Raw genomic sequence first — 13,389 nt, 5'->3', positions numbered from 1 at the left:
CCCGACCGGTGCTGTGCGGAGGAATGCGGCAGCTTGGCGGGGGTGCGGCAGCCAAGCCGGCTTGGCGAGGTGCGGCCTCGCTGGCGTTGCGTGGGGTGCTGAAGCCTGGCCGGCTTAGCGGGGTGCGGCAGCCTGGGCGGCATTTGCGTGTGGTGCCGCGGCCTGGCTGGCGTTGCGTGGGGCGCGGCGGCCCAGCCGGGTAAGTCGTGGGTGTGGCGGCCTGGCCGAGGTGAAGGCGGCCTGGCCGAGGTGAAGGCGGCCTGGCCGAGGTGAAGGCGGCCTGGCCGAGGTGAAGGCGGCCCGGGCGAGGTGACGAGAAGAGTCGCGCTCAGGGCCTGGAAACGGCCGTAGGACGCCCCGATAGCCGGGACGCCCTACGGGCACGGGTATTGGTCAGCTGGTCGTGATCTCGGTGCCTCGCCACGTGAAGTCCGGGGCGACTGCTACCTCCACCGCGATCTTGGCCAGGTGGTCAGCGTACTTGTTTGCGTGATGTCCACAGAAGATCAGGTCGCCGCCTTCGGCGAGCCGAACTCGTAGTTTGCCTGCCGCGCTGCAGCGGTCGCACCGTTCCTCGGCGGCTAGGGGCGCTGCCGTCTCCGGCGGCGGCGTGAGGGTCGGGTTCATCGCCTTCCTCCTCTGATCGTCACCGACGAACGCTTCCTTGCGTCGTTCACAGATGGTCCAACACCGTGGTGCCTGACATCGTTCCCACCTGAAGTGCGGGACCGATGTCACATTTCCGTCGTGCGGTGCTGGCTCTGATACGCAACACCCGCTACGTGCTTCCTATCGCGCCTCGGCGGCGATCACAAGTGGGTTGGGGCGGCGGCACCCCTCACTCATGCCCTCCGTGACCGGAAACACACCCGGGCTGGCCCAAAAGGGACAGCCCGGGTTCGCGCAGAGCGGAATATGAGGATCAGTCGAGGTAGTCGCGCAGGACCTGCGAACGCGACGGGTGGCGCAGCTTCGACATCGTCTTCGACTCGATCTGGCGAATCCGCTCGCGGGTCACGCCGTAGACCTGGCCGATCTCGTCGAGCGTGCGCGGCTGGCCGTCGGTGAGGCCGAACCGCAGCCGCACGACACCCGCCTCGCGCTCGGAGAGCGTCTGCAGGACCTGCTGGAGCTGGTCCTGCAGGAGCGAGAACGACACCGCGTCGACCGCGACGACCGCCTCGGAGTCCTCGATGAAGTCACCGAGCTGGCTGTCGCCCTCGTCGCCGATGGTCTGGTCGAGCGAGATGGGCTCACGCGCATACTGCTGGATCTCCAGCACCTTCTCCGGCGTGATGTCCATCTCCTTGGCCAGCTCCTCCGGGGTGGGCTCGCGGCCCAGGTCCTGGAGCAGCTCGCGCTGGATGCGGCCGAGCTTGTTGATCACTTCGACCATGTGCACCGGGATGCGGATGGTGCGGGCCTGGTCGGCCATGGCGCGGGTGATGGCCTGCCGGATCCACCAGGTGGCATACGTGGAGAACTTGTAGCCCTTGGTGTAGTCGAACTTCTCGACGGCGCGGATGAGACCGAGGTTGCCCTCCTGGATGAGGTCCAGGAACGCCATGCCACGGCCCGTGTATCGCTTAGCAAGTGACACCACGAGCCGGAGGTTGGCCTCCAGCAGGTGGTTCTTGGCGCGCTCGCCGTCACGGGAGATCCACATGAAGTCGCGGCTGGCCGGCATGACCATCGGCTCGCCGGCGTCCTCGGCGGCCCGCAGCCGCTCGGCCGCGTAGAGCCCGGCCTCGATCCGCTTGGCCAGCTCGACCTCCTGCTCGGCGTTGAGCAGGGGGACCTTGCCGATCTGCTTGAGGTAGGCGCGCACCGAGTCGGCGGACGCCGTCAGCTCCGCGTCGCGGCGGGCCTGCTTGAGCGCCTCGGACTCCTCGTCGTCCCACGCGAAGTCGTCGTCGGTCGCGGTGGCCTCGGCGTCGGCCTCGACGGCCTTGACGACCTCGACCGGCTCCTCGGCGACGACGTCCTCGATCTCGGCCACGAGCGCGGCGTCGTCGATCTCCTCGAGCTCCGGCTCGTCGCCGGCGGCCTTCGGGGCGGCCGGGTCGGTGGCGTCGCCGGGGGCCTTCTTCACGGGGCCGGCGGCCTTCTTCGCCGGACCGGCGGCCTTCTTCGCGGGCGCGGCCTTCACCGGAGCGGCCGCGGCAGCGGCGGCAGCCGGGGCGGCCTTCTTGGCGGGAGCTGCTGGTGTCGGTGCCTTCTTCACGGGCGCCCTCTCCACCCCCGAATCCGATGCGGACTCGACGGCTGTCAGCGGCTTGGCGGCCGGCGCCTTACGCGCCGGTGCGGCCTTGGCGGTGGCCGCCTTGGACGCGGGGGTCGCGGAACGTGCCGCCGCGACCCGGCGCCGCCCGTTGGCGGAGTCGTCGACGACGATGGTGACGCCCGCCTCGGTGAGACTCCTGAGCAGCTTCTTGGCGTGTGCGGGGGTCACATCTGCGGTGTCGACCGCCTGCGCGACCTCCGCCGACGTGAGGTGGCCGCCATTGGCGGCCGCACGCGCGATCAGCGAGTCGGCGAGCGAGCGTACGTCGACGCTGGGCTGGTGAGCTGCTGTCACGAACGACCTTCCGGTGCGATGAGCGAGCGACGGCCGGTGCGGCCGAAGTCGCGCACGGCGCGGCCGTGCTGAGTGGGCCTGGGTGCTTTTGGTGGCGCCCGTGTGCCGTGCGTCCGGGGCGGATTCACGAGCGACAGCGGGCAGCGCGTGAATTGTAACGCTCTCTCGCCCCAACATCCCGCCTTGTGGGCCCGACCCGCGATCCAGACCCCACGTTGTGACCGAACGGATGGGGAAAACCCGGTCCTGACAGGATGGTTGCATGGATCGGGAACACGAACTGCTGGGTCTCGCGGTGTCCATCGCCCGGGAGGCGGCGGCGCTCGCGCGGGCCATGCGGACCGCCGGCGTCGACCCCGTGGCGACGAAGTCGACGCTCACCGACGTGGTCACGGCCGCGGACCGGGCGGTCGAGCGGCAGGTCCGCGAGGCGATCCGGGCCGCGCGGCCCGGTGACTCGGTGCTGGGGGAGGAGTTCGGCACCGAAGCGGGCGGGGGGCAGGAGGTCCGCTGGATCCTCGACCCGATCGACGGCACGGTGAACTATCTGTACGACCTGCCGCAGTATGCCGTGTCCCTGGCCGCCGAGGTCGACGGCACGGTGGTCGCCGGAGTGGTCATCAACGCCGCGACCGGCAAGGAGTGGACGGCGGTGCTCGGCGGCGGGGCGTTCGCCGACGGGCGGCGGCTGTCGGGCTCCGGTCAGACCGACCTGCGCCAGGCACTGGTCGGCACCGGCTTCGGGTACGCCGCCGACCGCCGCCTGCACCAGGCCGCCGTGCTGGCCGGTCTGATCGGCGAGATCCGTGACGTGCGCCGCCTCGGCGCCGCGGCGATCGACCTGTGCCTGGCCGCCGAGGGCAGCCTGGACGCGTACTACGAGAAGGGCCTCAACGCCTGGGACCATGCCGCCGGTGGCCTGGTCGCGGCGGAGGCGGGCCTGCTGGTGACCGGCCTGTCCGGTGCCGCGCCGGGCCCGGACATGGTGGTGGCGGCCCCGCCGGCCCTGCACAAGGGCCTGCACGACCGCCTGGTCGAACTGGACGCGGACAAGGGCCCCTGAGGGGGCCTAGGCCTCGGCGCAGGTGCCCTCGGGCAGCTCGGGGTTGCCCAGGGCGCCGATCGACTGCTTGACCTCGGTCACCGTCGGCAACTGCTGGAACTTGGCGCCCAGGATGACGTCCACCTTGTCGTCCTGGCGGTTCTTGTCGAACTCGTCCTCGGACTTGTTCAGGAAGTACGCCCGCACCAGCCATGCGGCGCCGACGGCCTTCGGCCCGAACCGGATGACCGCGACCTTCGTCTCGGGCTTCTTCACCGGCGGGTTGGGTGCGGCGTTCTGCACCGTGGACTTGAACCCGCGGCTGGCGAAGTCGTTGCTGATCTCGCCGGCCAGGCCGGGTTTGCTGGTCGCGTTGAACACGTTGAGGTTGACCTGCTTCTCCTCAGGCAACGTGTCGTTGACGATCACAGCGTCCTGAGCGCACTCATTGGCCTTCACGGGACCGGTCTGGCGGTCCTTGATCAAGGCGATGGTCACGAACACCGCCGCGGTGACAACAAGCAGCCCAACCAGGGCCAGCGCCCTCACCCGCGCAAAACTCATGGCAGTGGTTCTCCCCGCCCCAAAGCGACTCCGTCACCAGATAGACGCTCTGGCTGCCGGGAAGGTTAGCGCCTGTCGAGGATCCATGTTGAAGTCCCCACCGGGGATACCGCAAAGTTCCTACTCGCCGTTGCGGTTCGACTCCCCACGGAAATGGCCGTGTGGCGGTAAGGTCGCATCCGCCGCGCCCCGGGCGGGCCGGATTGCCCGGACGGTGTTGTGTCGCCTGGGTCACATTGGGAACAAGTTTCCGCGAGTGGGCGTACAACAAACGCACGAGAGCGGTAAGGTACGCCGCCCGTTGGACGTTACACCGGGCGCGACACCTACGGGCGAATGAATTGGGAGTGTGAACACCGATGGCCACCGACTACGACGCGCCGCGTCGCGACGAGGTCGACCTCGGGGAGGACAGCCTCGAGGAGCTGAAGTCCCGCAGGACCGATGCGCAATCGGCGATCGTCGACGTCGACGAGACCGATCTGGGCGAGACCTTCGAGCTCCCCGGCGCGGACCTCGCCGACGAGGACATGACGGTCAAGGTCCTGCCGATGCAGGCCGACGAGTTCCGTTGCTCGCGCTGCTTCCTGGTGCACCACCGCAGCCAGCTTGCTGCCGAGCGCAACGGGGAGCTGATCTGCCGGGAGTGCGTGTGAGTTGATCACGCGGATCGGGCACAGGCGTGCTTGAGTCTTAGGCGGCACCGTTTCACACCCTCGGAGGTAGACGATGGCCCAGCCCGACGAGCTCGCCGAGAACCAGCCCGTGACCGGTGCCGAATACGCCGGTGCCGAACGCACCGGCGGGGAGGACGCCGATGCCGTGGGCGGGGCTGAGCTGTCCTCCGCGGTGGCGGCGCTGACCGACGAGGGCGTCGAGCAGAAGGAACGCCGGCGCCTGCTCGGCCGCCTGGTGCGCCTGGAGATCCGCCAGCGGGGCGTCAAGGACCTGTTCCGGCCCAAAAAGGCGCTCAACTGGGTCACCGATTCCGTGACGAGCGTCGCACCGCACATCCCGGTGCGTGATCTCGACACGCTGATCCAGCATCACGGCGGCCTCGAGGGCGACGCGCTCGCGGAGCGGCTCGTCCGCAACGCGGCCCGGGTCACCGCGGGCATCGGCGCCGCGGGCGGCGGTGTCGCCGCCGTCGAGTGGGCCGTGACCCCGAGCCTGCTGTCCGCCCCGGTCCTGCTGGCCGCCGAGACGGTCGCCGTGGTCGCGGTGGAGATGAAGCTGATCGGCGAGTTGCACGCCGTCTACGGTCGCCCGGTGGAGGGCACCGGCACCCAGCGTGCCGCGGCCCTGATCCAGGCGTGGGCCGAGCGCCGCGGGATCAACCCGCTGCGGGTCGGTGGCAGCGTCGCCGCCGCCATGGGCACCGCGATGCGCAAGGAGCTGCGGGACCGGCTGCTCAGGCGGTTCGGGCGCAACCTGAGCACGCTGGGGCCGTTCCTGACCGGTGCCGCCGTCGGTGGGTTCCTCAACCGCCGGGCCACGATGGCGCTCGGCGCCGAGATCCGCAAGGAACTGCAGCCCGGCCGGAAGATCATCGAGAGCTGAGCGCCGCCGCGAGCCGCTCCGGGTGCCGGGTGCTGATCAGCCAGTACGGCGTGGGGTCGGCGTCGTCGGCCACGTCGATGCGGACCGCACCGGTGATCCACGGCCGCTGGATGACGAACGCCTCCGGATCCGCGTACGGCCCGAGCAGGTCGCGCTTGTCCGCGGCGGACAGCGCCGTCACCTCACCGACGTATCGCAGCGGGATGTGCGCGTCGTCGACCCGTAGCTCGCCGTTGGACACCTCGACGCGGATGCGTCCCAGCCACCACAGCCCGACGGTGGCCAGGGGCAGCAGCACCAGGTAGGGGATCCAGGTCGCCAGGCCGGGCGCGCCGAGCCTGACCTCGGCGGCGAGGAGTCCGGCAATCGCCGCCGCGGGCAGCCAGAGCCACCAGGCGACGGTGAGGCGCTCACGGTACGAGGTCGGCTGTGCCACGTGTGCGAGGGTACGTGTCCGGCGCCTACGGGCACCCGGCAGGATGGAGGCATGACGGTGGAGGTTCACGTCCGGCGGCTCGACCCCGAGCTGCCGCTGCCGGCGTATGCGCACCCGGGCGACGCGGGCGCCGACCTGGTCGCGGCCCGGGACATCGACATCGCCCCGGGCGAGCGGGCGCTGGTCCCCACGGGGATCGCGATCGCGCTGCCGGAGGGCTACGTCGGTCTCGTCCACCCGCGGTCGGGCCTCGCGCACCGGCTCGGTGTGACGGTGCTCAACGCGCCGGGCACCATCGACGCCGGGTACCGCGGGGAGATCCTGGTGAACCTGGTCAATCACGATCGGGTGATCACGGCCAAAATCAGCCGGGGCGACCGGATTGCCCAGCTTGTGGTCCAGCGCGTGGAGCGGGCACACTTCCACGGCGTCGACCACCTTCCCGATACTGTGCGCGGAGCCGGGGGTCACGGATCCACCGGTGGTCATGCTGAACTGGAGGCAAAGCAGTGATCTTCTCGCGCAAGAGCGGGAGCGGGCGGCACGCGAAGGAAGACACCCGCGCGAGCGGCGCCCGTCAGCTCGAGGAGGAGCTGGGCCTCGTCGACGACGAGGCCGAGGAGACCGGGCCCCCCAAGGCGGACCGGCCCGAAGGCCCGTATGACATCACCGAGGCGCCCGCCGGCATCCCGCAGCTCGACCTGGGTGCGCTCAAGGTGCCCGCGGTCGACGACGTGGAGGTCCGCGTCCAGGCCGACAACGAGGGCAAGATCCAGCAGATCGTGCTCGTCCACAACGACAGCGCGCTGCAGCTCGGCGTCTTCGCCGCACCCCGCAGCGAGGGCATCTGGGACGAGGTCCGCGCCGAGATCCGCAAGCAGCTGTTCACCGACGGCGTCGCGGCCGAGGACGCCGACGGCGAGTGGGGTGTCGAGCTGCGCGCCCGGGTCCGCACCCCCGACGGTCTGACCGACATCCGGTTCGTCGGCATCGACGGCCCGCGCTGGCTGGTCCGCGCCGTCTTCCAGGGGCCGGCCGCGATCGACCCCGACGCCGCACCGCCGCTGCTGGCCTGCCTGCGCAACCTGGTCGTCGACCGGGGACACGACGCGATGCCGGTCCGCGAGCCCCTGCCGCTGCACCTGCCGAAGGAGGTCGCCGAGGCGACCGCCGCCGACGGCAGCTCCGAGGTCCAGCTGAAGGATGCGGCGAACGGTGCCGACGGTGCCGATGGGGCGGAGCGCCGAAAGCCGTCACCGAGGCCCCGGCGCAAATAGCCACCATGAGCTGTACCGTCGTAGTGAGGTGTCATGTCTGGCCGAGGAGGGTGGCACCGACATCATGACCACGGACAGTGAGAAAGTCGTCGATACGTCTGTCGAGCAGGCGCGCGGGCTGCGGAAGTTCTTCCGTCGCCTGACCGCCAGCGAGGCGGAGCTCGACGCCGAAGAACTGCAACGCGACGCCAAGCAGTGCGGCAGCATGCCCGCGCTCGCCTGCCGCCGCGGTCAGGTCGTCAGCCTGAAGGGCCGGCTACGCACGGTGGTCTATACGCCGCGCACCAACCTGCCCACCCTCGAGGCGGAGCTGTTCGACGGCAGTGACCTCGTCACCCTGGTCTTCCTGGGGCGCCGGCACATCGCCGGCATCGAGCCCGGTCGAGCGATCACGGCGAAGGGGCGCATTGCGGTCCGCGACGGCCGTAAGGTGCTCTACAACCCGTACTACGAGCTCGACACACCCAGGTGAGGCCGGATGCAGCCAGGTAAGACCGCGGACACCGACGAAGAGGCACCACTTCCACCCTTCTCGGTGCAGATGTCCGAGCAGCTGGGCGGTGTGCGCGGCCTCATCGAGTCGAGCATCCCGATCACGCTCTTCATCGTGGTCAACTTCCTGGGCGACCGCTTCCACTGGTGGTCGCTGCGCACGTCGCTCATCGTGGCGGTCGGCGCGGCGCTGTCGATGGCCGCATACCGCCTGAGCCGCCGCGAGTCGATCCGCCACGCGATCAACGGCGTGTTCGGCATCGCGATCGGCGCCTACCTGGCCTGGAAGAGCGGCGACGCCAAGGACATCTACCTGCCGGGCATGATCCTCACCGGCGGCTACGCGGTCGGCATGCTCGCCTCGGTCGCGCTCCGCCGCCCTCTGGTCGGCTGGCTCTGGTCCGTCATGCTCGACAAGGGCGGGACCCGCTGGCGTGACAACGCTCGCCTCCTGCGCGCCTTCGCCTGGCTCACCGTCCTCTGGGCGGTCGTCTACCTGGCGAAGCTCGGCGTCCAGATCTGGATCTACCAGGAGAACGACGCCAACCTGCTCGGCGTGGTCAGGCTGGCCCTCGGCTGGCCGCCGTATGCCCTGCTGGCCGCCCTGACGGTGTGGCAGGCCCGCCGCATCATCCGCGCCACCGAGCCGACCCCGGCCGAACCCGTCCCCGGTTCCTGATGATCCGGTAAACCTTGTGCACCCCTGGGTACACAAGGTCTCCCGGATCACGGAGCCGTGGGCACAGCTAGAAGAACTGAGGGCCGCGCTTCTTGCGGGTGTTCTCGACCGAGTCCGCGCCCAGGACCACGGCCCGGACCGAGTCCTCCATCGCCGCCGTGACCACGAACACCAGCTCGTCGCCGACCTCCAGCGGGTCGTCGGGCGTCGGGACGAGGACGCGCTTGCCGCGCAGGATGGCGACCAGCGCCGAGTCGTGCGGCAGCGGCACCTCGCGGACCGGGTGGCCGACATACGGTGCGCCCTCCGGCAGCGTGATCTCCACCAGGTTCGCCTCGGACTGGCGGAACGTCATCAGCCGGACCAGGTCGCCGACGGAGACGGCCTCCTCGACGAGGGCGGCCATGAGGCGGGGCTTGCTGACGGAGACGTCGACGCCCCACTGCTCGTTGAAGAGCCACTCGTTCTCGGCGCGGTTGATGCGGGCGACCACCCGCGGCACCGCGAACTCGGTCTTCGCCAGGAGCGACACGACCAGGTTGACCTTGTCGTCGCCGGTGGCCGCGACGACCACGTCGCAGGAGGCCAGGTCGGCCTCCTGCAGGGAGGACAGCTCGCAGGCGTCGGCCAGGATCCACTCGGCGGCGGGAACGCGCTCGGGGCGGACCATGCGGGGGACGCGCTCGATGAGCATGACCTGGTGGCCGTTGTCGACGAGCTCGGTGGCGATGGAGCGGCCCACGTTGCCGGCACCGGCGATGGCGATCCGCATGATCAGTGTCCCCCTTCGGGAGCGGAGCCGGTGATTTTCGTCACGGAGGCGACCATCTCGTCGGTGACGAGCATGAAGGCGAGGTCGCCGTCCTGGATCACGGTCGACGCGGTGGGGAGCATGGCCAGGCCGAAGCGCATCAGGTAGGCCAGCCGGGTGCCGCTGCGGGCCTCCAGGTCGCCGACGGAGTGGCCGATCCAGTCCGGGTGCATCGGGATCTCCATGATGGAGACCGTGCTGGTCGGGTCGCGCCAGACCTCGACGTTGCCCTCCGGGACCAGGTGGCGCAGCATGCGGTCGGCGGTCCAGCGGACGGTGGCGACGGTGGGGATGCCGAGCCGCTCGTACACCTCGGCGCGCTTCGGGTCGTAGATGCGGGCGACGACCCGCTCGACGCCGAACGTCTCGCGGGCGACCCGGGCCGAGATGATGTTGGAGTTGTCGCCGGAGGAGACGGCGGCGAAGGCGTCGGCACGCTCGATGCCCGCGGAGAGCAGCACGTCACGGTCGAAGCCGACGCCGGTGACGGTCGCGCCGGTGAAGTCGCCGCCGAGGCGGCGGAAGGCGTCGGCGTCGGAGTCGATCACCGCGACCGAGTGTCCGCGCTGTTCGAGGCTCAGCGCGAGGGTTGAACCCACGCGCCCGCACCCCATGATCACCACGTGCACAAAACGCCTCCGATGTGTGCGGCACTCGTGTTGAGGATGCCATGCGCGGACCGGACCGGTGCATCCGGCAGGCGCGCGACCCGTACGCTTAGCGGTCGTGGCCAGTCCCACCTCCCTGATGAAGCGGCTGCTCCTTGGCCGACCGTTCCGCTCGGACCGGCTGAAACACACGCTGCTGCCCAAGCGCATCGCCCTTCCCGTCTTCGCCTCCGACGCGCTGTCGTCAGTCGCCTACGCCCCCGACGAGATCCTGCTGACCCTGTCGATCGCGGGTGCCAGCACGCTGCTGGTGTCCCCGTGGGTCGGTCTGGCCGTCGCTGTGGTGATGCTCACGGTCGTCGCGAGCTACCGGCAGAACGTGCACGCGTATCCGTCCGGCGGCGGCGACTACGAGGTGGCGTCCGTCAATCTCGGGCCGCGGTTCGGGGTCGCAGTGGCCAGCGCGCTGCTCGTGGACTACGTGCTGACGGTCGCCGTGTCGACCGCGTCCGGCGTGGCGAACCTCGGCTCGGTCGTGCCGTGGGTCGCCACCCACAAGGTCGCCATCGCGATCATCGCGATCGCTGTCCTGACGGCGCTGAACCTGCGCGGCATCCGCGAGTCCGGCAGCGCCTTCGCGATCCCGACGTACGGCTTCATGATCGTGATGATCGGCATGATCCTCACGGGCTTCTTCAAGATCTTCATCCTGGGCGACGACCTGCGCGCGCCGAGCGCCGGGCTGCACATCGAGGCCGAACAGGCCAACCTCAACGCCTGGGCGATGGCGTTCCTGCTGCTGCGCACGTTCTCCTCCGGCTGTGCCGCCCTCACCGGCGTCGAGGCGATCTCCAACGGCGTGCCCGCGTTCAAGGAGCCGAAGAGCAAGAACGCGGCGACCACGCTGCTGCTGCTCGGCTCGATCTCGATCACCATGCTGCTCGGCATCATCCTGCTGGCCCGCAAGACCGGCCTGCAGTACGTGGAGGACCCGAGCCGGCAGATCATCGCCGGCCCGGCCAACTACGTGCAGAAGACGGTCACCACCCAGCTCGGCGAGACCGTCTTCGGCAACGGCTCGATCATGCTGTACGTCGTCGCCGTGATCACCGCACTGATCCTGTTCCTCGCCGCCAACACCGCGTTCAACGGCTTCCCGGTCCTCGGCTCGATCCTCGCCCAGGACCGCTACCTGCCCCGCCAGCTGCACACCCGCGGCGACCGGCTGGCGTTCTCCAACGGCATCATCCTGCTGGCCCTGGCCGCGATGATCCTCATCGTCGGCTTCAACGGCGAGGTGACCCGGCTCATCCAGCTGTACATCGTGGGCGTGTTCGTGTCGTTCACGCTGTCACAGGCCGGCATGATCCGGCACTGGAACCGGCTGCTGCGCACGGTTCGCGACAAGGGCACCCGCGCCCGGATGATCCGGTCCAGGACGATCAACATCATCGGCCTGAGCATGACCAGCGCCGTGCTCGTCGTCGTGCTCATCACGAAGTTCCTGCTCGGCGCGTACATCGCCATCATCGCGATGATCGTCATCTACTTCCTGATGGTCGGCATCAAGAAGCACTACGACACCGTTGCCCGCGAACTGACCCCGTCGGAGGACCGGCCCGTCCTGCCGTCGCGCAACCACGCCGTGGTCCTGGTCAGCAAGGTGCACCGCCCGACGCTGCGGGCCGTGGCGTACGCGCAGGCCACCCGGCCCGACTCGCTGACCGCGCTGACCGTCAACGTCGACGACCACGACACCCGCAACCTGCAGGCGGAGTGGGAGCGGCGGGGCATCCCGGCACCGCTGACGGTCGTGGACAGCCCGTACCGCGAGATCACCCGCCCGATCCTGGACTTCGTCCGGTCGAAACGGCGCGACTCGCCCCGGGACGTGGTCACCGTCTTCATCCCCGAATACGTGGTCGGGCGCTGGTGGGAGCACCTGCTGCACAACCAGAGCGCGCTGCGGCTCAAGGGCCGGCTGCTGTTCGAGCCGGGGGTCATGGTCACCAGCGTCCCGTGGCAGCTCAGCTCCATCGACGACGTCGACATCGCCAAGCTCGACGCCGCGTTCACCCGGGGACCTCAGCGCGGCCCACGCCGTACCCCCGAAACACCCGCAGAATGAGTCTGCTCGAGCTCGAAGTCGGTGCCGTCGCGCACGGTGGGCACTGCGTGGCGCGGCACGACGGGCGGGTGATCTTCGTCCGGCACGCGTTGCCGGGGGAGCGGGTCCTCGCCCGGATCACCGACGAACGCAAGGGCTACCTGCGCGCCGACGCGGTCGAGATCCTGCTGCCGTCGCCGGACCGCGTCATCCCGCCGTGCCCGTTCTCCGGCCCCGGCGCCTGTGGCGGCTGTGACTGGCAGCACGTCGACCCGGCCGCCCAGCGACGGCTGAAATCCCAGGTCCTCGCCGAGCAGCTGGCCCGGTTGGCAGCATTTTCGGCGGAGGTACAGGTGGAGCCCCTGCCGGGTGGACCGCTCGGCTGGCGGACCCGGGTGCAGTACGCCGTGGACGACGACGGACGGGCCGGTTTCCACCGCCACCGCTCCGGCGAGATCGTCCCGGTCGACCGGTGCCGGATCGCGCATCCGGCGATCCAGGCGCTGCCGGTGACCACCGAGCGGTGGCCGGCCGGTTCGACCGTCGAGGCCGTCGCCGCGTCCGGCGGGGAGACCGCGGTGCTGACCCGGGCCGCCCGCAGCGGCCGGCTCACCGGACCGCCCGTCCGGGTCCGTGAGGTCGCCGCCGGCCACGAGTGGAGCGTCGACGCCGGCGGGTTCTGGCAGGTCCACCCGCACGCCGTCGCCGCGTTCACCGGCACGGTGCTGGAGATGCTGCGTCCGGCGGCGGGGGAGCGGGCCTGGGACCTGTACGGCGGTGTCGGGCTCTTCGCGGCCACCCTCGCGCCGCACTGCGGGCCGGTCACCGTCGTGGAGGGCGACCGCCGGGCCGTCGCCGCGGGCCGCAAGGCGCTGCGCGACCTGCCCGACGTCCGCTTCGTCAACGGCGATGTGGCCGCCACGATCGCCAACCCGCGCTGGCGCAGCGTCGACCTGGTCGTCCTCGACCCGCCCCGGGCCGGCGCCAGCCGTGAGGTGGTGTCGTCGATCGCGGCCAGGTCGCCGCGCGCCGTCGCCTACGTCGCGTGCGACCCGGCCGCGTTCGCCCGGGACACCGCCTCGCTGCTGGGCCTCGGGTATTCGCTGTCACAGATCCGCGCCTTCGACAGCTTCCCCATGACCCAGCACTTCGAGACCATCGGCCTGTTCGAACGCTGTTCCTAGCTCCGTCGGCTTCGCCGGCGGTTCCGTGGGGGGCTGCGCCTCCCCACACCC

Annotated in this window: 15 protein-coding genes; 9 read left to right on the top strand and 6 right to left on the bottom strand. The window is 70.3% G+C overall.

The window, feature by feature from the left end:
- Nucleotides 1-393 precede the first annotated feature (393 nt).
- Both ACFPIJ_RS01860 and ACFPIJ_RS01855 read right to left on the bottom strand, forming a co-directional pair.
- On the bottom strand, nt 394-627 hold the full coding sequence (locus ACFPIJ_RS01860) for a DUF7455 domain-containing protein (RefSeq protein WP_380112789.1): 234 nt from the start codon (nt 625-627) through the stop codon (nt 394-396).
- Between the two features lie 295 nt (nt 628-922).
- The gene (locus ACFPIJ_RS01855; RefSeq protein WP_380112788.1) at nt 923-2,578 is read right to left on the bottom strand and encodes an RNA polymerase sigma factor; all 1,656 of its coding nucleotides are present in this window, start codon (nt 2,576-2,578) and stop codon (nt 923-925) included.
- 262 nt (nt 2,579-2,840) lie between these two features.
- Here ACFPIJ_RS01855 and ACFPIJ_RS01850 point away from each other — a divergent pair, with 262 nt between their 5' ends.
- Nucleotides 2,841-3,641 carry an inositol monophosphatase family protein gene (locus ACFPIJ_RS01850; RefSeq protein WP_380112787.1) on the top strand — a complete coding sequence of 267 codons (801 nt, stop codon included), beginning with the start codon at nt 2,841-2,843 and terminating at the stop codon, nt 3,639-3,641.
- A gap of 6 nt (nt 3,642-3,647) precedes the next feature.
- Here the strand turns inward: ACFPIJ_RS01850 and ACFPIJ_RS01845 are convergent, their stop codons facing one another.
- Complete coding sequence (locus ACFPIJ_RS01845; RefSeq protein ID WP_380112786.1) at nt 3,648-4,184, bottom strand: LytR C-terminal domain-containing protein; 537 nt, start codon at nt 4,182-4,184, stop codon at nt 3,648-3,650.
- A 359-nt stretch (nt 4,185-4,543) separates the two neighbouring features.
- Here ACFPIJ_RS01845 and ACFPIJ_RS01840 point away from each other — a divergent pair, with 359 nt between their 5' ends.
- Both ACFPIJ_RS01840 and ACFPIJ_RS01835 read left to right on the top strand, forming a co-directional pair.
- A complete protein-coding gene (locus ACFPIJ_RS01840; protein WP_203846057.1) occupies nt 4,544-4,840 on the top strand; it encodes a DUF4193 domain-containing protein in 297 nt (98 codons plus the stop codon).
- Between the two features lie 73 nt (nt 4,841-4,913).
- A complete protein-coding gene (locus ACFPIJ_RS01835) occupies nt 4,914-5,744 on the top strand; it encodes a hypothetical protein (RefSeq protein WP_380112785.1) in 831 nt (276 codons plus the stop codon).
- On the opposite strand, the gene ACFPIJ_RS01830 is transcribed toward ACFPIJ_RS01835, so the two are convergent.
- Nucleotides 5,731-6,180, bottom strand: a complete 450-nt coding sequence (locus tag ACFPIJ_RS01830; protein ID WP_380112784.1) for a DUF3093 domain-containing protein — start codon at nt 6,178-6,180, stop codon at nt 5,731-5,733. The two genes, ACFPIJ_RS01835 and ACFPIJ_RS01830, sit on opposite strands and share 14 nt — an antisense overlap.
- A gap of 51 nt (nt 6,181-6,231) precedes the next feature.
- Between ACFPIJ_RS01830 and dut the strand changes: the two genes are divergently transcribed.
- The 4 genes from dut to ACFPIJ_RS01810 all read left to right on the top strand — a co-directional run bounded on the left by dut (nt 6,232) and on the right by ACFPIJ_RS01810 (nt 8,628).
- Nucleotides 6,232-6,693 (top strand): dUTP diphosphatase, encoded by a 462-nt coding sequence (dut, locus tag ACFPIJ_RS01825; RefSeq protein WP_380112783.1) that lies wholly within the window; start codon nt 6,232-6,234, stop codon nt 6,691-6,693.
- Nucleotides 6,690-7,457 (top strand): DUF3710 domain-containing protein, encoded by a 768-nt coding sequence (locus tag ACFPIJ_RS01820; protein WP_380112782.1) that lies wholly within the window; start codon nt 6,690-6,692, stop codon nt 7,455-7,457. The genes dut and ACFPIJ_RS01820 overlap by 4 nt, the downstream gene beginning before the upstream one ends.
- Nucleotides 7,458-7,521: 64 nt before the next feature.
- Nucleotides 7,522-7,929: an OB-fold nucleic acid binding domain-containing protein gene (locus tag ACFPIJ_RS01815; protein WP_380112781.1), complete on the top strand. Its 408-nt coding sequence runs from the start codon at nt 7,522-7,524 to the stop codon at nt 7,927-7,929.
- A 6-nt stretch (nt 7,930-7,935) separates the two neighbouring features.
- A complete protein-coding gene (locus ACFPIJ_RS01810) occupies nt 7,936-8,628 on the top strand; it encodes a DUF3159 domain-containing protein (RefSeq protein ID WP_380112780.1) in 693 nt (230 codons plus the stop codon).
- Between the two features lie 67 nt (nt 8,629-8,695).
- On the opposite strand, the gene ACFPIJ_RS01805 is transcribed toward ACFPIJ_RS01810, so the two are convergent.
- Nucleotides 8,696-9,406, bottom strand: coding sequence for a potassium channel family protein (locus ACFPIJ_RS01805; protein WP_203846121.1), 711 nt, complete (start codon nt 9,404-9,406; stop codon nt 8,696-8,698).
- Complete coding sequence (locus ACFPIJ_RS01800; protein WP_203846051.1) at nt 9,403-10,068, bottom strand: potassium channel family protein; 666 nt, start codon at nt 10,066-10,068, stop codon at nt 9,403-9,405. Before ACFPIJ_RS01800 ends, ACFPIJ_RS01805 begins: the two co-directional genes overlap by 4 nt.
- A 97-nt stretch (nt 10,069-10,165) precedes the next feature.
- Here ACFPIJ_RS01800 and ACFPIJ_RS01795 point away from each other — a divergent pair, with 97 nt between their 5' ends.
- Nucleotides 10,166-12,175 (top strand): APC family permease, encoded by a 2,010-nt coding sequence (locus tag ACFPIJ_RS01795; protein WP_380112779.1) that lies wholly within the window; start codon nt 10,166-10,168, stop codon nt 12,173-12,175.
- A complete protein-coding gene (locus ACFPIJ_RS01790; protein ID WP_380112778.1) occupies nt 12,172-13,338 on the top strand; it encodes a class I SAM-dependent RNA methyltransferase in 1,167 nt (388 codons plus the stop codon). Before ACFPIJ_RS01795 ends, ACFPIJ_RS01790 begins: the two co-directional genes overlap by 4 nt.
- The last annotated feature ends 51 nt before the right edge of the window (nt 13,339-13,389 follow it).

This window comes from Dactylosporangium cerinum, from assembly GCF_042653625.1.
Lineage (GTDB): Bacteria > Actinomycetota > Actinomycetes > Mycobacteriales > Micromonosporaceae > Dactylosporangium > Dactylosporangium cerinum.
This window is presented reverse-complemented; position numbering and strand designations above follow the sequence as displayed.